Annotated in this window: 17 protein-coding genes; 8 read left to right on the top strand and 9 right to left on the bottom strand. The window is 67.2% G+C overall.

What is annotated here, in order from left to right; translation table 11 throughout:
- Window positions 1-61: 61 nt before the first annotated feature.
- The 4 genes from ACZ50Q_RS07155 to ACZ50Q_RS07140 all read right to left on the bottom strand — a co-directional run bounded on the left by ACZ50Q_RS07155 (window position 62) and on the right by ACZ50Q_RS07140 (window position 3,283).
- Entirely contained in the window at window positions 62-640 is a 579-nt protein-coding gene (locus ACZ50Q_RS07155; protein ID WP_076515906.1) for a DJ-1/PfpI family protein, read from the bottom strand.
- Window positions 641-762: 122 nt separating this feature from the next.
- On the bottom strand, window positions 763-1,251 hold the full coding sequence (gene ybaK, locus ACZ50Q_RS07150; RefSeq protein ID WP_464080998.1) for a Cys-tRNA(Pro) deacylase: 489 nt from the start codon (window positions 1,249-1,251) through the stop codon (window positions 763-765).
- Window positions 1,252-1,288: 37 nt separating this feature from the next.
- Window positions 1,289-2,272, bottom strand: a complete 984-nt coding sequence (gene xerD, locus ACZ50Q_RS07145; RefSeq protein ID WP_464080997.1) for a site-specific tyrosine recombinase XerD — start codon at window positions 2,270-2,272, stop codon at window positions 1,289-1,291.
- A gap of 90 nt (window positions 2,273-2,362) precedes the next feature.
- Complete coding sequence (locus ACZ50Q_RS07140) at window positions 2,363-3,283, bottom strand: LysR substrate-binding domain-containing protein (RefSeq protein WP_464080996.1); 921 nt, start codon at window positions 3,281-3,283, stop codon at window positions 2,363-2,365.
- Window positions 3,284-3,451: 168 nt separating this feature from the next.
- Between ACZ50Q_RS07140 and ACZ50Q_RS07135 the strand changes: the two genes are divergently transcribed.
- From ACZ50Q_RS07135 to ACZ50Q_RS07125, 3 genes are all read left to right on the top strand, one after another.
- Window positions 3,452-5,134, top strand: coding sequence for a thiamine pyrophosphate-binding protein (locus ACZ50Q_RS07135; protein ID WP_464080995.1), 1,683 nt, complete (start codon window positions 3,452-3,454; stop codon window positions 5,132-5,134).
- 131 nt (window positions 5,135-5,265) lie between these two features.
- On the top strand, window positions 5,266-6,459 hold the full coding sequence (locus tag ACZ50Q_RS07130) for an acyl-CoA dehydrogenase (protein WP_076515918.1): 1,194 nt from the start codon (window positions 5,266-5,268) through the stop codon (window positions 6,457-6,459).
- 257 nt (window positions 6,460-6,716) lie between these two features.
- Entirely contained in the window at window positions 6,717-7,703 is a 987-nt protein-coding gene (locus tag ACZ50Q_RS07125; protein WP_464080994.1) for a TRAP transporter substrate-binding protein, read from the top strand.
- A gap of 9 nt (window positions 7,704-7,712) precedes the next feature.
- On the opposite strand, the gene ACZ50Q_RS07120 is transcribed toward ACZ50Q_RS07125, so the two are convergent.
- The 5 genes from ACZ50Q_RS07120 to ACZ50Q_RS07100 all read right to left on the bottom strand — a co-directional run bounded on the left by ACZ50Q_RS07120 (window position 7,713) and on the right by ACZ50Q_RS07100 (window position 13,860).
- Complete coding sequence (locus ACZ50Q_RS07120) at window positions 7,713-8,156, bottom strand: MaoC family dehydratase (RefSeq protein WP_076515928.1); 444 nt, start codon at window positions 8,154-8,156, stop codon at window positions 7,713-7,715.
- A 71-nt stretch (window positions 8,157-8,227) separates the two neighbouring features.
- Window positions 8,228-9,469 carry a benzoyl-CoA 2,3-epoxidase subunit BoxA gene (gene boxA / locus ACZ50Q_RS07115; protein WP_464080993.1) on the bottom strand — a complete coding sequence of 414 codons (1,242 nt, stop codon included), beginning with the start codon at window positions 9,467-9,469 and terminating at the stop codon, window positions 8,228-8,230.
- 41 nt (window positions 9,470-9,510) lie between these two features.
- Window positions 9,511-10,938 (bottom strand): benzoyl-CoA 2,3-epoxidase subunit BoxB, encoded by a 1,428-nt coding sequence (gene boxB, locus ACZ50Q_RS07110; protein ID WP_092578796.1) that lies wholly within the window; start codon window positions 10,936-10,938, stop codon window positions 9,511-9,513.
- A 116-nt stretch (window positions 10,939-11,054) separates the two neighbouring features.
- On the bottom strand, window positions 11,055-12,713 hold the full coding sequence (gene boxC, locus ACZ50Q_RS07105; RefSeq protein ID WP_464080992.1) for a 2,3-epoxybenzoyl-CoA dihydrolase: 1,659 nt from the start codon (window positions 12,711-12,713) through the stop codon (window positions 11,055-11,057).
- 238 nt (window positions 12,714-12,951) lie between these two features.
- Window positions 12,952-13,860 carry a helix-turn-helix transcriptional regulator gene (locus tag ACZ50Q_RS07100; protein WP_076515935.1) on the bottom strand — a complete coding sequence of 303 codons (909 nt, stop codon included), beginning with the start codon at window positions 13,858-13,860 and terminating at the stop codon, window positions 12,952-12,954.
- A gap of 176 nt (window positions 13,861-14,036) precedes the next feature.
- On the opposite strand from ACZ50Q_RS07100, the gene ACZ50Q_RS07095 reads away from it, so the two are divergent.
- The 5 genes from ACZ50Q_RS07095 (at window position 14,037) to ACZ50Q_RS07075 (ending at window position 19,118) form a co-directional block, all read left to right on the top strand.
- Window positions 14,037-14,510: a DUF4863 family protein gene (locus ACZ50Q_RS07095; RefSeq protein WP_076521755.1), complete on the top strand. Its 474-nt coding sequence runs from the start codon at window positions 14,037-14,039 to the stop codon at window positions 14,508-14,510.
- Window positions 14,511-14,596: 86 nt separating this feature from the next.
- The gene (locus ACZ50Q_RS07090) at window positions 14,597-16,156 is read left to right on the top strand and encodes a benzoate-CoA ligase family protein (RefSeq protein WP_464080991.1); all 1,560 of its coding nucleotides are present in this window, start codon (window positions 14,597-14,599) and stop codon (window positions 16,154-16,156) included.
- Window positions 16,157-16,158: 2 nt separating this feature from the next.
- Window positions 16,159-16,983: an alpha/beta fold hydrolase gene (locus ACZ50Q_RS07085; protein WP_464081962.1), complete on the top strand. Its 825-nt coding sequence runs from the start codon at window positions 16,159-16,161 to the stop codon at window positions 16,981-16,983.
- Window positions 16,984-17,038: 55 nt separating this feature from the next.
- Window positions 17,039-18,199: an ABC transporter substrate-binding protein gene (locus ACZ50Q_RS07080; protein ID WP_092578786.1), complete on the top strand. Its 1,161-nt coding sequence runs from the start codon at window positions 17,039-17,041 to the stop codon at window positions 18,197-18,199.
- Window positions 18,200-18,236: 37 nt separating this feature from the next.
- Entirely contained in the window at window positions 18,237-19,118 is an 882-nt protein-coding gene (locus tag ACZ50Q_RS07075) for a branched-chain amino acid ABC transporter permease (protein ID WP_092578784.1), read from the top strand.
- The last annotated feature ends 44 nt before the right edge of the window (window positions 19,119-19,162 follow it).

Below are 19,162 nucleotides of genomic sequence, written 5' to 3'. Positions count from 1 at the left end.
CCCCGGGGCCTTTGTCACGCCGGTCATCGTCCGGCGAACCGCCTTGCCGAACCGCCTTACGTCAGAGCGTGATCTTCGTGCCCAGCACCGCCAGGAACTGCGCCATCCAGGCGGGGTGGGCCGGCCAGGCGGGCGCCGACACCAGGTTGCCGTCCGTGTAGGCTTGGTCGACCGCGATTTCGGCATAGGTGCCGCCCGCCAGCCGCACTTCCGGCGCGCAGGCGGGATAGGCCGAGCACGTGCGGCCTTTCAGCACGCCCGCCGCGGCCAGGATCTGCGCACCGTGGCAGACCGCGGCGATGGGCTTGTTGGCCTTGTCGAACTCACGCACGATATCCAGCACTTTTTCGTTCAGCCGCAGGTATTCGGGCGCGCGTCCGCCCGGAATCACCAGGCCGTCATAGGACGCGGGTTCGACGCGGTCGAAGTCGTAATTCAGCGTGAAATTGTGGCCGCGCTTTTCCGTGTAGGTCTGCGCGCCCTCGAAATCATGGATCGACGTGGCCACCGTGTCCCCGGCCTTCTTGTCCGGGCATACCGCATGCACCGTGTGCCCCACCGTCAGCAGCGTCTGGAACGGCACCATGGTTTCGTAGTCTTCGGCGTAGTCGCCTACCAGCATCAACAGTCGTTTGCTCATGATTGTCTCCTTGGGATGAGGGTGGAGTCCGGTTGCTTGCCCGCGGTCGGGCTCCGGTTCTTGGTGTTCTTGTCCCATTGTGCCCGCGAGGACGCCGGTCCGGGTGGTAACGGGGTACCGCCCTACTCCAGCGCCACCATCACCGGACGGGCGCCCAGCAGGTCCACCAGCACCTTGGGGTCGATTCCCACCAGATACCCGCGACGGCCGCCATTGATGTAGACCACCGGATATTCCAACACCTCGGCCTCCACCCACACGGGCATCTTCTTGCGGGTGCCGAAGGGCGACGTGCCGCCCACCTGGTAACCGGAATGCCGCTGGGCGACGTCGGGCTTGCAGGGTTCGACCTTTTTCAGGCCGGCCTGGCGCGCCAGGTTCTTGGTGGAGACTTCGCGGTCCCCGTGCATGACCACGATCAGCGGCTTGGCCGATTCGTCTTCCATGACCAGCGTCTTGACCACGGCGTGCGGGTCCAGGCCGAGCTGGCGCGCGGCTTCGCCGGCGCCGCCGTGGTCGACGTAGTCATAGGTGTGCTCGGTATAGGGCACTTTGTTCTGCTTGAGAAACTGGGTGGCGGGCGTCTCGGAAACGTGGCGGGCTTTGCTCATGGGGTTGCCGGTTGGAAAAAGGGATGATGGGCGGCAGCTAGCCGCGCGGATGATGGGCCGCGTGCAGCGCCTTCAGGCGCTCGCGCGCCACATGCGTGTAGATCTGCGTGGTGGAAATGTCGGCGTGACCCAGCAGCATTTGCACCACGCGCAGGTCCGCGCCGTGGTTCAGCAGGTGCGTGGCGAAGGCGTGGCGCAGCACGTGGGGCGACAGGGGCGCATGCACGCCGGCGAGCACGGCGTATTTCTTGACCAGTTGCCAGAATGCCTGGCGCGACATCGCCTCGGCGCGCGCGGTGATGAAGAGCGCGTCGCTGACGCGGCCGGCCGCCAGTTCGGGACGCGCCGATCCGAGGTACTGCGCGATCCAGTGCGCGGCTTCGGCGCCCAGGGGCACGAGGCGGTCCTTGCCACCCTTGCCCTGCACCACCCGCACCACGCCTTCGTTCAGGCTGACGTCCAGGGTGCGCACCCCCACCAGTTCGGACACGCGCAAGCCGGTGGCGTACAGCGTTTCGAGCATGGCGCGGTCGCGCAGGCCGCGTGGCTGGCTCGCGTCCGGCGCGCGCAGCAGCGCGTCCACCTGCTGTTCGGACAGCGTCTTGGGCATGCGGGGCGGCTGCTTGGCCGCGACCAGCGTAAGGCACGGATCGCGCTCGGCGCGGTGCTCGCGCAGCGCCCAGGCATAGAAGCGGCGCAGCGCGGCCAGCCGCCGGTTGGCGGTCGTGGCGCGGATTTCCTCGTGGCGGAACGCGAACCAGGCTTCGATGTCGGCCTTCTGGGCCTCGCAGATCGGCTTGGGCGGGCCCGCCGGCAGGGTCGCCACGCGCGCGTCATCGCCGTGGCGATCGGCCATTTCGCGGGCGTAGGCTTGCGGGTCTTCGAGCCAGCGGGCGAAACCGGTCAGGTCGCGCCGGTAGGCGGCCAGGGTATTGGCGGAAAGTCCGTCTTCGAGCCAGACGGCATCGATGAAGGCGTCGATATCGGCCTGGGAGGCGAGCGGCTGGCGGGCGGTGGACATGGCGGAATTCTACGGCGAGGCGCGGCGGGCGGGGCGCGGCGGGCGGGCGGGCGGGATTCTGCCGGCGTTGTGCCGGCCAGGTGCGGCCCGCTACGCGCGGCCGGCGAGGCGCTCGCCCACGCCGGCGGCCGCGGACTTGAGCCAGGCTTCGAACGACTTCAAGGCCTCGGACCGTTCGCTGCGCTGCGGATAGCCGAAGTAATACCCCTGGCTGACTGCCAACGACTGCGGCACCGGCATGGCGAGCGCGCCCTGGTCCAGGGCCGGTTGCGCCAGAAAGCGCGGCATCAGCCCCACGCCCAGCCCGGCCTGCACGGCGGCCATGACCATGGTGAACAGCTCATAGCGCGGCCCGCCGGCCGCCTGGGGCCCGTACAGGTGGCTATTGGCCGCATACCATTGGCGCCAGGCATCCGGGCGCGAGGCCAGGTGCAGATGCGTCATGCCGGACAGGGGGCCGCCCCCTTGCTGCGCCGCCCGCGCGGCCAGCTGCGGCGCGCAGACCGGCACGAGCTCGCGTTCGGGAAACAGCAGCCCGCCCTGCGTGCCGGGCCAGAGTCCGTCCCCGTGATAGAGCGCGCCGTCGAAGGGCTGGTCCTTGAACTGGAACGGCAAGGTGCGCACGGACAGGCTGACGGTGATGTCCCCATGCTCACGCTGGAAATCCGCCAGCCGGGGAATCAGCCACGTCGTCGCCAGCGTGGGCACCACGGCGATGTGGATGCTGCGCCCCATCCCGGTCCGGCTGACGAGGCCAAAGGTGTCTTTCTCGATCTGGTCCAGATGGTGGCGGATGCGGCCGGCGTATTCCGCCCCGTGATCGGTGAGAACGATGCGGCGCCGCACCCGCGTGAACAGCTGCACGCCCAGGCGCGCCTCCAGGCTGGCCACCTGCCGGTAAACCGCGCTGTGCGTCAACGACAGCTCTTCGGCCGCGCGCGAAAAACTGCCCAGCCGGGCCGATGCCTCGAACGCCTGCAGGGCGCTCAGATTGGGAATGCCGTTTCTCATGGACGGGGGGCGCCTGAATGCCAGGCCCGCCCCCTCGCGCCCGCTTGCTGCGGCGCACCAGACGGGACGTGCCGGCGGATCAACAGAATGTGCAATTTTATCAATTGCGTTGTGCGCCCAGGGAACATATGCTCGGGAGTCCTAACCTAGGCTAATCACGACACCACCATGCCTCAGCAAGATTCCCGCCTTGGCGGTCACATTCTGGTCGACCAGCTCGTCGCCCAGGGTGTCAAACATGTATTTTGTGTCCCCGGCGAAAGCTATCTGGCGGTGCTGGACGGCCTGCACGACGCCGACATCAAGGTGACCGTGTGCCGCCAGGAAGGTGGCGCGGCCATGATGGCCGACGCGCACGGCAAGCTGACCGGCGAGCCCGGCATCTGCATGGTGACGCGCGGCCCGGGCGCCTCCAATGCGCTGGCGGGCGTGCATATCGCCAAGCAGGACTCCACGCCGATGATCCTGTTCGTCGGCCAGATCGAGCGCGGCATGCGCGAGCGCGAAGCCTTCCAGGAAATGGACTACCGCGCCGTGTTCGGCACGCAGGCCAAGTGGGTGACCGAGATCGACCAGGTCGAACGCATTCCCGAACTGATCTCGCGCGCCTTCCACATCGCCACCTCGGGCCGTCCCGGCCCGGTCGTGATCGCCCTGCCCGAAGACATGCTGGTCGAAGCCGCCAAGGTGGCCGACGCCCCGCGCTACGAAGTGATCGAATCCGCCCCCACGGCCGGCCAGCTCGCCGACCTGGAAAAGCTGCTGGCCGATGCGAAGAACCCGGTCGCCATCCTGGGCGGCACGCGCTGGGATGCCCGCGCCGTGCAGCAGTTCGCTGATTTCGCCCAGCTGCATGCGCTGCCGACCGCCGTGTCGTTCCGCCGCCAGATGCTGTTCCCCGCGGACCACCCCTGCTTCATCGGCGACGTCGGCCTGGGCATCAATCCGGCCCTGCTGAAACGCGTGGCCGACGCCGACCTGATCCTGCTGGTCGGCGGCCGCATGTCCGAAAACCCCAGCCAGGCCTATACGCTGCTGGACATCCCGGTGCCCAAGCAAAAGCTGGTGCACGTGCATCCCGACACCGCCGAGCTGGGCCGCGTGTACCGCCCCACCCTCGCCATCAACACCTCGCCGTCCGCCTTTGCGGCCTCGCTGGCCGGCCTGAAGGCCCCGGCCAAGCCCGTCTGGGCCGAAGCCACCAAGACGATGCGCGAGTCGTACCTGAAATGGAGCGACCCCGAAACCGTCACCACGCCGGGCGCGCTGCAGCTCGGCCAGGTCATGGCCTATCTGGAAAAGACGCTGCCGGCCGACGCCATCATGACCAACGGCGCCGGCAACTACGCCACCTGGCTGCACCGCTTCCACCGCTTCACGCGCTTTGGCACGCAGTTGGCGCCGACGTCCGGCTCCATGGGCTATGGCCTGCCGGCGGCCGTGGGCGCCAAGCGCGTCTGGCCGGACAAGACCGTCGTGTGTTTCGCGGGCGACGGCTGCTTCCTGATGCACGGCCAGGAATTCGCCACGGCCGTGCAGTACGACCTGCCCATCATCGTGATCCTGGTGGACAACGGCATGTACGGCACGATCCGCATGCACCAGGAAAAGCACTACCCGGGCCGCGTGTCCGCGACCCAGCTCAAGAACCCGGACTTCGCCGACTACGCGCGCGCCTTCGGCGGCCACGGCGAACGGGTGGAGACCACCGAACAGTTCGGTCCGGCCTTCGAGCGGGCGCTGGCAAGCGGCAAGCCGGCCATCCTGCACTGCTTCATCGACCCCGAAACCATCACCCCCTCCACGACCCTCGAAAAGATCCGCGAGGCGGCGCTGAAGGCCCAGCACTGAACCCTGCACGGGCGTCAAGACCGGCGGCGTGCCCAGGCGCACCGCCGTGCAAACCCCGACTTGCCGCCCGAATTATTTTAAGTTTAAACTTTCTAGATTCCGATCACGGAAATCCATAGCGGAGACCCAGCATGTCCTCGAACCCCTCATTCCACTGGCAAGACCCCCTGTTGCTGGACCAGCAACTGACCGAAGAAGAGCGCATGGTGCGCGACGCCGCCTACGCCTATTCGCAGGACAAGCTGGCTCCGCGCGTGCTCAACGCCTTCCGCAACGAGAAGACCGATCCGGAAATCTTCTCCGAAATGGGCGAACTGGGCCTCCTGGGCGCCACGATCCCCGTCGAATACGGCGGCGCTGGCCTGAACTACGTCAGCTACGGCCTGATCGCCCGTGAAGTCGAACGCGTCGACTCCGGCTATCGCTCGATGATGAGCGTGCAGTCCTCGCTGGTGATGGTGCCGATCAACGAATTCGGCAGCGAAGAACAAAAGAAGAAGTACCTGCCCAAGCTCGCCCGCGGCGAATGGATCGGCTGCTTCGGCCTGACCGAGCCCAACCACGGTTCCGATCCCGGCGGCATGGAAACCCGCGCCGTCAAGACGGCCGACGGCTACAAGCTGACCGGCAACAAGATGTGGATCACCAACTCGCCCATCGCTGACGTGTTCGTGGTCTGGGCCAAGTGCGTCGGTGGCGACTTCGACGGCAAGATCCGCGGTTTCATCCTGGAAAAGGGCATGAAGGGCCTGTCGGCTCCCGCCATCCACGGCAAGGTCGGCCTGCGCGCGTCGATCACCGGCGAAATCGTCATGGACGAAGTGGAAGTGTCGGCTGACCAGATGATGCCCGGCGTGTCCGGCCTGAAGGGTCCGTTCACCTGCCTGAACTCGGCGCGCTACGGCATCGCCTGGGGCGCCGTCGGCGCCGCCGAGGCCTGCTGGCACACCGCCCGCCAGTACACGCTGGACCGCAAGCAATTCGGCCGCCCCCTGGCCGCCAACCAGCTCATCCAGAAGAAGCTGGCCGACATGCAGACCGAAATCACGCTGGCGCTGCAAGGCTGCCTGCGTCTGGGCCGCATGAAGGACGAAGGCACCGCCGCCGTCGAGATCACGTCGATCATGAAGCGCAACTCCTGCGGCAAGGCGCTGGACATCGCCCGCCTGGCCCGCGACATGCTGGGCGGCAACGGCATCTCCGACGAATTCGGCGTGGCCCGCCACCTGGTGAACCTGGAAGTGGTCAACACCTACGAAGGCACCCACGACGTGCACGCCCTGATCCTGGGCCGCGCGCAGACGGGGATCCAGGCGTTCTATTGATCGACTGCGTGATGTAGCTGAATGGGCCGCCCGAAGGGGCGGCCTTTTTCATGCCATGACTCCGGTGTGGCATTTCACCGCGGCATCCGCAATACGCCATACGCCCGATCCCGCAGCGCCGCGCATTGCCGAAAGCCCGACTAGGCGTACGCCTGAACACCTCGTACGCTTTACGGCATTGGCCAGGCGCTGGTCGGACGAGCGATTGCAGCGTCCCACCGTCCCCGGCCCCGGCTTACCCCCACCAGGAGTCGCGCATGCAAGGCATCACCCCTTTGCGCCTCGCGGCAGGCATCGCCATGGCTTTCGTCGGCCATGGCGCTTATGCCGCCACGACGCTCACCATGGCCACCGAATACCCGGCCACCTCCATGCCCGGCCAGGGCGTGTCTACCTTTGCGGAACTGGTGCGCGCCAAGTCGGCCGGCAATGTGGTGATCGACACCAGCTTCGACGCGGCCAAGGGCATCAAGTCGGGCGACATGATCGACGCGGTCCAGGCCGGCAAGGTCGACGCGGGCGATGCGTTCGCGGGCGCGCTCGCGGCCAAGTATCCCTTGTTCGGCGTGTCGTCCCTGCCCTTCCTGGCGGACTCGCTGTCCAAGGCGCGCAATCTCAACAAGGCGGCGCGCCCGGCCTACGAGAAGCTGCTCGCCGCGCACGGCCAGAAGCTGCTCTACACCACCCCCTGGCCGGCCTCGGGCATCTGGTCCAAGCAGAAGCTGGACAGCGTGGCTGCGTTGAAGCGCCTGAACATCCGCACCTACGATGCGACGTCGCAGGAGGTCATGCGCAGGGCGGGCGCCCAGGCGCAGAACATCTCGTTCGCGGATGCCATGCCGCGCATCGCATCCGGCGAGGTCAACGCCGTGCTGTCTTCCGGCGACGGCGGCGCCGGCCGCAAGCTGTGGGAATACCTGCCCCACTTCGCGGAGATCAACTACGCGATGCCGATTTCGGTGGCGACAATGAACCTGAAGGCGTATGAGGCGCTGGATGCACGCTCGCGCAAGGCCATTGACCAGGCGGCGGCGCAGACGGAGACCGAGCAATGGAAACGCATCGAGGGCCGCCTGCAGCAGAACTACGCGAACATGCGCAAGAACGGCGTCGCGATCAACACGGCGGTGCCGCCGGCGGTGCTCAAGGCGTTGAAAGACGCCTCGGCCGACGCGATCAATGCCTGGAAAACGGCCGCGGGCCCCGAGGCCGCGGCCATCGTCAAGCAGGCCGGCAAGCGGTAGGCACGCAGCCTAGTTATTGCCGGACAGGTCGAACAAGCTGGTCGCGTCCATCTCCAGCACGCTTTCGTCGTGCTGGTTCAATACCGTCCAGGCCCACGTGATGATGCCCAGGTCGGGGCGCGATGACGAATGTCGCGCGCCTTGAACGCGCGCTTCCAGCCGCAGCGTGTCTCCGGGCCGCACCGGCGTGCGCCAGCGCACTTCTCCGAGGCCGGGGGAGCCGAAGGATTCGGAATCGTGCAGGGCGGCGTCGACCGCCATGCGCATGGCCAGCGCGCAGGTGTGCCAGCCGCTGGCGATGAGCCCGCCCCAGCGGCCTTCCGCGGCGCGCCGCGGATCGGTGTGGAACCATTGGGGATCGTATTTACGGGCAAACTCCAGGATCTCCGGCTCCGTCACGGTGATCGGTCCCGCCTTGATCACCATGCCGTCCTTGAATTCGGCGAACTTCATGTTTTTTCCCCTGCGACGAAAACGATAACGGCGCGCCCAGGCGCGCCGTTCGTCACGCATCTGTTGTTGGATCAGTACGTCTCGAAATGCAGCCGGCCTTCGCGGCGCAGCGCATCATGCAGGATAGACCAATCCTCGCCCGACTGCACCACCACGTCGCGCAGCGCGTCCAGCACGCCGACCTCCATGCCCTTCAGGCCGCAGACATAGATGCAGGTATTGCGGTCCGACAGCAACTGGCGGACGGGCTCGGCCCGTTCGCGGATCAGGTCCTGGACGTAGCGCTTGGGCTGCCCGGGCTCGCGCGAGAGCGCCAGGTTGATGTCGATGAAGTCGCGCGGCAGCTTCATCAAGGGGCCGAAATAAGGCAGCTCGCGTTCGGTGCGGGCGCCGAAGAACAGCATGAGCTTGCCGACGTCTGCCGCGCCCAGCAGGCGCCGGCTGCGTTCGGTCATGGCGCGCATGGGCGCCGAGCCGGTGCCCGTGCAGATCATGATGAGGTTGGCTCGGGGGTGGTTGGGCATCAGGAAGGTGTGGCCGAACGGACCGATCACCTGCACGGTGTCGTTCCTGGCCAGGTCGCACAGGTAGTTGGAGCAGACGCCGTGCGCGGCGGCGCCGCCGTGGTCTTGCGTGACGCGTTTCACGGTCAGCGACAGGTTGTTGTACCCGGCCCGCTCGCCGTCGCGCGGACTGGCCAGCGAATACTGGCGCGCATGATGCGGCCGGCCCTGCGCGTCGGTCCCCGGCGGCAGGATGCCGATGGATTGGCCCTCCAGCACGGGAAACGGCTGCTCGCCGAAGTCGAGGACGATGTGGTGGATGTCGCTTTCGGTGTCGGCGCCCGTGACCCGGTAGTTGCCCACCACCGTCGCGGTGATGGGCGTCTTGTGGGTGTAGAGATTGACGTAGGGATGCGCGGCCGACCAGGGCGGAACGGTGGCGCCGGGCGCAGCGGGCGCCACCGGCGGCGCAGCCAGGTCGGCGGACACGGCCTGCGCTGCGCCCGCGGGGTCGGCGCCCGCGGCGAGCGGCAGGGACTTCTCCTGCGGCAGTTCTTCCCAGCCGAACTGCTCCTGTACGGTATAGGCTTCGGCGCGCACGACGAGCCGCCAGTTGTCGATGGACCCGGTCGGGCACGGCGGCACGCAGGCCATGCAGCCGTTGCAGACGTCGGGATCCACCACGTAGTTGTTCGCGTCGTGGGTGATCGCGTCGACCGGACAGGTCTCTTCGCAGGTATTGCAGCGGATGCAGATCTCGGGATCGATCAGGTGCTGCTTCAGGACTTCCACCGGTAATGGGGCGTTCATCGCCGTCCTCCCTACGCGCGGGCTTGCGGCCCGCGCGGCCTTTAGTTGAAACGCACGTACTCGAAGTTCACCGGCTGGCGGTTGATGCCCATGACGGGCGGCGCGATCCAGTTGGCGAACTTGCCGGGCTCGGTCACGCGGCCCATCAGCGACGCGACGAAGGCGCGGTCCTCGGGCGTGGGCAGCCACTTGTGCTGGTGGGCCTGCCATTGGGATTCGGACAGGATCTCGCCTTCGGGCGACATGCGGATGCCGGCCAGCGTGCCGATCTGGCGGTTGAAGGCCTTGTGCGGCACCTGCAGGCGAAAGGCCAGCCCGCTCTTTTCAATCACCTTGTTCCAGCGGCCGATGCCGGCCACCGAGTCGCGGATGAAGTCGTCGCGCAGCACTTCGTTCAGGGCGTTGAGCATCGGCACTTCGGTTTCGGTGAGCTTGCCGTTGCTGACGTTCAGCACCCGATAGGTGTCGTTCTTGAGCTGGTGGTCGTCGGTGCGCTTGCTTTCTTCGTAGCGGCCCTTCAGGCCCGAGCCATAGAAGATGGCCGCATTGGACGACTGGTCCGCGCCGAAGAGATCGATGGTGACGCTGTAGTGGAAATTCAGGTAGCGCTGGATGGTGGGCAGGTCGATCACGCCGGCCGCGCGCACGGCGGCCGGGTCGTCGGTCTTGAGTTCCTTCATCACTTCGCAGGTGCGCTGGATGACGCGAGAAATGCCCGATTCCCCGACGAACATGTGGTGCGCTTCCTCGGTCAGCATGAACTTGGTGGTGCGCGCCAGCGGATCGAAGCTGGATTCGGCCAGGGCGCACAACTGGAATTTGCCGTCGCGGTCCGTGAAGTAGGTGAACATGTAGAACGCCAGCCAGTCCGGCGTTTTTTCATTGAAGGCGCCCAGGATGCGCGGATTGTCGGAATCTCCCGAGCTGCGCTGCAGCAGCGCGTCGGCTTCCTCGCGCCCGTCGCGGCCAAAGTAGCGGTGCAGCAGGTAGACCATGGCCCACAGGTGGCGGCCTTCTTCGACGTTGATCTGGAACAGGTTGCGCAGGTCGTACTGCGACGGCGCCGTCAGGCCCAGGTGGCGCTGCTGCTCGATCGACGCCGGCTCGGTGTCGCCCTGCGTGACGATGATGCGGCGCAGATTGGCGCGGTGTTCGCCCGGCACGTCCTGCCACACGTCGCGGCCGATGTTTTCGCCGAAGTGGATCTTGCGCTGTCCATCCTGCGGCGCCAGGAAGATGCCCCAGCGGTAATCCGGCATGCGCACGTGGTTGAAGTGCGCCCAGCCGTCGGGTTCGACGCTGACCGCCGTGCGCAGGTAGACGTCAAAGCCGTGCGAGCCGTCCGGCCCCATGTCCTGCCACCATTGCAGGTAATTCGGCTGCCAGTGTTCCAGCGCGCGCTGCAAGGTGCGGTCGCCGGACAGATTGACGTTGTTGGGGATCTTGTCGGTGTAGTTGATGCCGGACATGTCTCTGCTCCTGTTCCTGTTCCTGGGATGGGCCGCTTGCGATGCGGCGCGTATGTCATGGGGCGCCGGCGGGATCGCAAAGCGTCCCCCGCCGCCCTGTCATCGGGACTGCCCGCTCAGACGCGGTTCCAGTCGAATGCCGCCTGCTCGCCCTTGCCGTACAGCTTGAGCGCGCCCTTGTCGCCGGCCGCGTTGGGACGGTTGAAGATCCAGTTCTGCCAGGCGGTGAGGCGGCCGAAGATGCGGGTCTCCATGGTTTCCTGGCCGCCGAAGCGCAGGTTGGCTTCCAGGCCGGTCAGCGCGTCGGGCGAGAGCGCGCGGCGTTCCTCGAGCGCCATGCGCACCTCGTCGTCCCAGTCGATGCTGTCGGGCGCGTAGGTGACCAGGCCCAGGTCCAGCGCGTCGGTGGCCGACAGGCTGCGTCCGGCCTGCGCGCGCACCGCTTCGAGCGGTTGCGTCTCGCCGTGGAAACGCCGCTGCAGCCGGCTTTGGCCGTTGACCATGGGGTAGACGCCGAAGTTGCGCTCGCCCACCACGATGCGCGGCGGCGCGGGCACGTCCTCGTCGTCCAGGATGTAGCTTCGGTCGGCCGCGAGGGCCAGTTCCAGCAGGGTGCCGGCAAAGCACGAGCCCGGCTCGATCAGCGCGAACAGGCTGCGGGACGTGACGTCCAGGCGCGCGAGCGTGCGGCGCAGCATGCCTGCCGTCTCGCGCACGAACCAGTGGTCGGCGTGGCGCTCCATGGCCGCGTCCGCCGCCAGCACCGCCTGCGCGTCCCCTTCGGTCCGCAGGATCCAGGTGCCGATGTCCAGTTCATTGGTGCGCATCGACAGGATGGCGTCGTCCAGCTCGCGCGCCATCTGCAACGGCCACCACGCGGCGCCCGCGGCAAGGATGTCGGGCAGCGCCGTTTCGACCTCGGCCCGCGGCCCGCGCACGGTCCAGGTGGCCTGGCGTTTTTCGCGGTCGACGCGCACGTCGACGTAGCGGTAGGACAAACCATCGGCGGTCTCGGTGCGCGCCAGCGGCGTCAGGGCCACGCCCTGCTCGCCCGCGGGGCGGTCGCTGCCCTGCGCCAGCGCCAGCGCGCGGGCGCGGACCGCTTCTTCGAAGCGGGCGGGCTTGACCACATCATCCACCAGCCGCCAATCCTTGGCCCGCTGGCCGCGCACGCCCTCGACCAGGGTGCAGAAGATATCGGCGTGATCGTGGCGCACGCGGCGCTTGTCGGTGACGCGGGTCAGGCCGCCCGTGCCCGGCAGCACGCCGAGCAGGGGCACTTCGGGCAGCGCCACGGAGGACGAACGGTCATCGATCAGCAGGATCTCGTCGCACGCCAGCGCCAGTTCATAGCCGCCGCCCGCGCAGGCGCCGTTCAGGGCGGCGATGAATTTCAGCCCGCCATGGCGGCTGGAATCTTCGATGCCGTTGCGGGTTTCATTGGTGAACTTGCAGAAGTTCACTTTCCACGCGTGCGTGGACAGCCCCAGCATGAAGATGTTGGCCCCGGAACAGAAGATGCGGTCCTTCATGCTGGTCACGACCACGCTGCGCACCTCAGGATGCTCGAAGCGGATGCGCTGCAGGGCGTCGTGCAGTTCGATGTCCACGCCCAGGTCGTACGAATTGAGCTTGAGCTTGTAACCGGGGCGCAGGCCGCCGTCTTCGGCCACGTCCATGGCCAACGTCGCGACCGGACCGTCGAAGGTCAGGCGCCAGTGCCGGTATTGGGCGGGATCGGTGCGGAAATCGACCCGGTTGATGGGGCTGCTCATTGTGTGTCTCCTCATACCCCTGTTCGCTGACAGGAAAAATACTGCACGACATGAATTATTATGCAGATTAGTGCAGGAGAAAATGAGCGTCAAGCGAAAGATGCACAAAAATGCAGGTCGATGCAGGCGCAAGGGGTACGCCCTGCACGCGCGGCGCCTATCGACCGGACAGCAAAAAGGCTGCACCGGGCAGCCTTTTTGCAATCGTGCGCGGGAGCGGCGCGCTGCGTAATCGGGTCTACAGCGGCAGTCCGCAGGCCTTGCGCACCTGCGTGCGCAGGCCGGCGAAGCTTTCGGAGACCTCGAGGTTGCTGGTCACCCAGGTCAGGTCGGCCTTGGCGTAGAAGGCTTCGCGGCCGGCAAGAATGCGCTTGAGGTCGGCCATGGCTTCGTTGTTGCCCGACATGGGGCGGAAATCCCCCTGCGCCATGACGCGCTCCATGTGCTCTTCGGGCGTGGCGCGCAGCCAGACCGTATAGCAATGGGTCAGCAGCAGGTTCAGGGTGGCGGGTTCGGACACCAGCCCGCCGGGCGTGGCCAGCACCATTTCCGGGTAGATCTGCACGGCTTCCTCGAGCGCGCGCCGTTCGTAGCGGCGGTACGCGTTGGGGCCGTAGAGGTTGTGGATTTCCAGGATGCCGCAGCCCGCCACGCGCTCGATCTCGCGGTTCAGCTCCACGAAGGGATAGCCCAGATCGTCGGCCAGCATCTGGCCCAGCGTGGACTTGCCCGCGCCGCGCAGGCCGATGAGCGCCACGCGCTGCGTGCGGTTGGGGCGCTGCGCGCCGGCGCCCACCCCGAAGAGCTGGGTCAGCGCCTCGCGCGCGCGCTGCAGGTCGGATTCCGTGCGCCCGCTCAGCAGTTCCCGGATGAGCAGCCAGTCGGGCGATTCCGTCGTCACGTCGCCCACCAGTTCGGCCAGCGCGCAGTTGAAGGCGCGGGCGATCTGCAGCAGCACCAGGATGGACGCATTGCCGACGCCATGCTCGAGATTGGCCAGGTGGCGTTCGGACACGCCCGTCGCCTGGGACAGGCCCTTGCGTGTCATGCCGCGGATGGCGCGCAGGCGGCGCACGCGCTCGCCCAGGGCCACCAGGAAGGGCTCACGCCGGGGTTCGATGGGCGCCGTGTCTAGCGCTTGATTCATGGTTCAACTGACTCCGCAAAAACCCTGATTACTGCTCTTTTATGCACTATAATGCTTGACCCACATCAAAGGAAGCACTATTTTTCCATCCAACGAGTCCACAGCCGACCCGGTGCAAAAAAACAGCAGTCCACCTACGGACTGCCGGAGCGCCGACAGTGTAAAGGAGCCGCTTGGTGAGTACGCCAGACCAATTCCATGCCCTGATGCGCGACGTGACGCGCCTGACGGCCGGCCAGCCGCTGGATGCGGCGCTGCAAGCCCGGCTCAATGACGTGGCCGGGCCGCACAGCGCCTTGTTCCAGGACATCTTCGCCACCTGTAGGCAGGGCGTCGCCGACGGCTGGATGTGCGCCCGTGAGGGCGGCGGCATCAAGTACGGCCGCGTGATCAAGCCTGCCGACGACCTGGGCGGCTGTTCCGTGGACGTGGTCGACATGGACGACCTGGCGGGGCCGCACCACGCCCACCCCAACGGCGAAATCGACATGATCATGCCGCTCACCGGCGACGCCCGCTTCGACGGCCATGGCGCGGGCTGGCTGGTCTACGGACCGGGCTCGGCCCACAGCCCCACCGTGACGCAGGGCCGCGCCCTGGTGCTGTACCTGCTGCCCGGCGGGGCCATCGAATTCACGCGCCCCGGCTGACAACCGGTCCGGACATTCGCAAGCCCTGCCGCCACACAACAAACACAGGCAGGGCGTCCGCCCCACGAGGACACCAGGAGACAACCGTGAACCCTTGCCCCGCCGAACTCAATTTCGCCAGCCACCTGGCCGCGCTGAACGCGCCCCGCGCCGCCAAGCCGGCCTACATCGACGACACCCGCCAGCTCACGTATGGCGAACTGGCGCAGCGGGTGGCCCGCATGGCGGGCGCGCTGCGCGGCCTGGGCCTGCGCCGCGAAGAACGCATCCTGCTGCTGATGCAGGACACCGCCGACTGGCCGGTGGTGTTCCTGGGCGCCCTGCACGCCGGCGTCGTGCCGGTGGCGGTGAACACCCTGCTCACGGCCGACGACTACGCCTATATCATTGCGCACAGCCGCGTGCGCGCCGTGTTGGTGTCGGGCGCCCTGCTGCCCGTCGTGCAGGCGGCGCTGTCCCAGGCGCCGGCCGACGTGGAACACCTGGTCGTCTCGCAGCCGGGAACGGACCTGCCCGACGGCGCCCACGAATTCGAATCCCTGCTGTCCGAGGCGTCGCCCGCGCCGGCCGTGCGCACCCTGTCTGATGAAATCGCGTTCTGGCTGTACTCGTCCGGGTCCACCGGCAAGCCCAAGGGCGTGGTGCACACGCACGGCAACCTCTGGCACACGGCCGAACTCTATGCCAAACCCATCCTGGGCATCCGGGAAAGCGATGTGGTGTTCTCGGCCGCGAAGCTGTTCTTCGCCTATGGCCTGGGCAACGGCCTGACCTTCCCGCTGTCGGTGGGCGCGACCGTCGTGCTGATGGCCGAACGCCCCACGCCGCAGGCCGTGTTCCAGCGCCTGGTCCGGCATCGCCCCACGGTGTTCTACGGCGTGCCCACGCTGTATGCCAGCATGCTGGCCTCGCCCGACCTGCCGCCGCGCGACCAGGTGGCGATGCGGATCTGCACGTCCGCGGGCGAGGCTTTGCCGCGCGACATCGGCGAGCGCTTCACGCGCCACTTCGGCTGCGAGATCCTGGATGGCATCGGGTCCACCGAAATGCTGCACATCTTCCTCTCGAACCGCGCGGGCCAATTGCGCTACGGCACCACGGGCAAGCCCGTGCCGGGCTACGAGGTCCAGCTGCGTGACGACAACGGCGTGCCCGTCGCCCAGGGCGCCATCGGCGACCTCTACATCAAGGGCCCCAGCGCCGCGCTGATGTACTGGAACAACCGCGACAAGACGCGCCAGTGCTTCCTGGGCGACTGGCTGAAAAGCGGCGACAAGTACGTTTGCGATCCGGACGGCTACTACACCTATGCCGGGCGCAGCGACGACATGATCAAGGTCAGCGGACAGTACGTGTCGCCGGTGGAGGTCGAGAACATCCTGATCCAGCACGAAGCCGTGCTGGAAGCGGCCGTAATCGGCGTGCCAGACCCCGATGGGCTGGTCAAGACCAAGGCCTATGTCGTGCTGCGCGCCGGCTTCGAGCCCGACGCCCAGACCGGCGCCGCCCTGCAGCACTACGTCAAGCAGCACCTCGCGCCGTTCAAGTATCCGCGCCAGATCGACTTCCTGGATGAGCTGCCCAAGACCGCCACGGGCAAGATCCAGCGCTTTCGCCTGCGCGCACTGGAAGAGGCCACGCCATGACCATGACCACGACCGCAGGCGCCGGCACGGTATTCGCCAACCTGCACGCGCGCGGCCGCGACCTGCGGCTGGAATGCCAGTGGATCTCGCCCGAGCGCGCCGACGCGCCGCTCATCGTGTTCCTGCACGAGGGGTTGGGATCGGTGTCGATGTGGAAAGACTGGCCGACGCGCGTCTGCGACGAGGCCGGTTGCCGCGGCCTGGTGTATTCGCGCTACGGATACGGGCAGTCGACCGCGCGCCCCCTGAGCGAGGCTTGGGCCCCGGATTTCATGCACCGCGAGGCGCAAGAGGTCCTGCCCGCCCTGCTCGAGGTCCTGGGCGTGGACGCCCGCCGGGACAAGCCCGTGCTGTTCGGCCATAGCGACGGCGGTTCGATCGCGTTGCTCTACGCCGCGGCGTATCCGGACGCCGTGGCCGGCGTCGTGGCCGCCGCGCCGCACCTGTTCGTCGAAGACGTGTCCGTGACCAGCATCGCCCAGGCGCGCACGGCGTACGTGGAATCGGATCTGCGCGCCCGGCTGGCCCGCCATCACCGCGACGTGGACTCCGCGTTCTGGGGCTGGAACGACATCTGGCTGAACCCCGAATTCCGCGCCTGGAACATCGAAGACGCGCTGGAACGCATCGCCTGCCCGGTGCTGGCGATCCAGGGTCTCGACGACGAATACGGCACGCTGGAGCAGGTGCGCGCCATCGGCCGGCGCGCACCGCAAACCGAACTGCTGGAGATTCCGGACTGCGGCCATTCGCCGCACCGGGATCAGCCCGCCACCGTTGTCCAGGCCGTCGCACGCTTTGTCGGCGCGCTGGAAAAACCCGGTTGACCCCAAGCCGCGCACCGGCCCCGGCGTCCGCCCATAACAAGCACGGAGACACACCATGAACCACGTCCTGACCCGGGCCGCGCTTGCCGCCGCCCTGACGATCGCCGCAGGCGGCGCGCATGCCGACGACAAGCTCAAGGTCGGCTTCATGCTGCCCTACAGCGGCACCTTCGCCGCGCTCGGCACCGCCATCGAGAACGGCTTCAAGCTCTACGTCGCCGAACAGGGCGGCAAGCTGGGCGGGCGCGAGATCGAATACTTCAAGGTGGACGACGAGTCCAATCCGGCCAAGGCGGCCGAAAACGCCAATCGCCTCATCAAACGCGACCAGGTGGACGTGCTGATCGGGACGGTGCATTCGGGGGTGGCGATGGCGCTGGCCAAGGCGGCCAAGGACGCCGACACGACGCTCATCGTCACCAACGCCGGCGCCAACGCGATCACCGGGCCGCTGTGCGGCCCCGGCATCTTCCGCACCTCGTTCACCAACTGGCAGCCGGCCTACGCCATGGGCCCCGTGGCCTACGCCAAGGGCCACAAGACGGCCGTCACCATCACCTGGAAGTACGCGGCGGGCGACGAAGCCATCGGCGGCTTCAAGGAAGGCTTCGAGAAGGCCGGCGGCAAGGTCGTGCGCGAACTGAGCCTGCCCTTCCCCAACGTGGAATTCCAGCCGCTGCTCACGGAGATCGCCGCGCTCAAGCCCGACATGGTCTTCACCTTTTTCGCGGGCGGCGGCGCCGTGAAATTCGTGCAGGACTATCACGCGGCCGGCCTGGACAAGACCATTCCGCTGTACGGTTCGGGCTTCCTGACGGATGGCACGCTGCAGGCGCAGGGCGCGTCGGCCCAGGGGCTGCTGACCACGCTGCACTATGCAGACGGCCTGAATACGCCGCGCGACAACGCCTTCCGCGCCGACTATTCCAAGACATACAAGGCGCAGCCGGACGTGTACGCCGTGCAGGGCTATGACGCCGCGCAGCTCATGCAGTCGGGGCTGGCCGCCGTGAAGGGCGACTTCTCGAAGAAGGACGCCTTCCGCAGCGCCATGCGCACGGCGACCGTGGACAGCCCGCGCGGCACGTTCACGCTGTCCAAGGCCGGCAACCCGGTGCAGGACATCTACCTGCGCCGCGTGGACGGCCTGGAAAACAAGGTGGTCGAGGTCGCGGTGCAGAAGCTGGCCGACCCCGCCCGCGGCTGCAAGCTGTAGCCGCGGCGCCCCGAACGCGTCCGCCACGGGAGGCCCCATGGACATCAGCATCCTGCTCATTCAAAGCCTGAACGCATTCCAGTACGGCTTGCTGCTGTTCCTGGTGGCCAGCGGACTCACGCTGATCTTCGGGATCATGGGCATCATCAATCTGGCCCACGGCAGTTTCTACATGATCGGCGCCTACATGGCGTTTGCGCTCGGGCCGCTGGTCGACCGCTGGCTGGGCGGCGGGTTCCTCGCGACGCTGGCCGTGTGCGTGCTGGCGGCCGGCGTGCTGGGGTATCTGCTGGAAGCGGCGTTCTTCAGCTATCTGTACAAACGCAACCACCTGCAGCAGGTGCTGATGACCTACGGCCTGATCCTGGTGTTCGAGGAGCTGCGCAGCATCCTGGTCGGCAACGACGTGCACGGGGTGCCGCTGCCGGCGTGGCTGCAGGGCAGCATCCCGCTGGGCGGCGTGATGACCTACCCCGTTTACCGTCTCTTCATCTCGGGCGTGGGCATCGCCGTCGCACTGCTGTTGTATTGGGTGATCTCGCGCACGCGGCTGGGCATGATGCTGCGCGCGGGCGCCAGCAACCGCGAGATGATCGGCTCGCTCGGGATCGACATCAACAAACTCTACCGCGTCGTCTTCGCGGCCGGCGTGGCGCTGGCGGCGCTGGCCGGCAGCATCGCCGCGCCCGTCTCGTCGGTCTACCCGGGCATGGGCAATGGCGTGCTCATCATCTGCTTCGTAGTCGTGGTGATCGGCGGCATCGGGTCCATCCGCGGCGCTTTCCTGGCCGCGATGCTGGTCGGCTTTGCCGAGACCTTCGGACAGGTCCTGTTCCCGTCGGCGGCCGGCGTGCTCGTCTATCTGCTGATGGCCTTCATTCTTCTTTGCAAGCCCGAAGGGCTGTTCAAACAGGGCTAGGTCCTGTCGACACATCAAAAGGACCCTCGCATGCACACGCCGCT

The sequence above is a fragment of the Achromobacter sp. T5-5 genome (assembly GCF_055397965.1).
The sequence above is the reverse complement of the archived record's forward strand: the minus strand, read 5'-3'. Positions and strand labels throughout refer to the sequence as shown.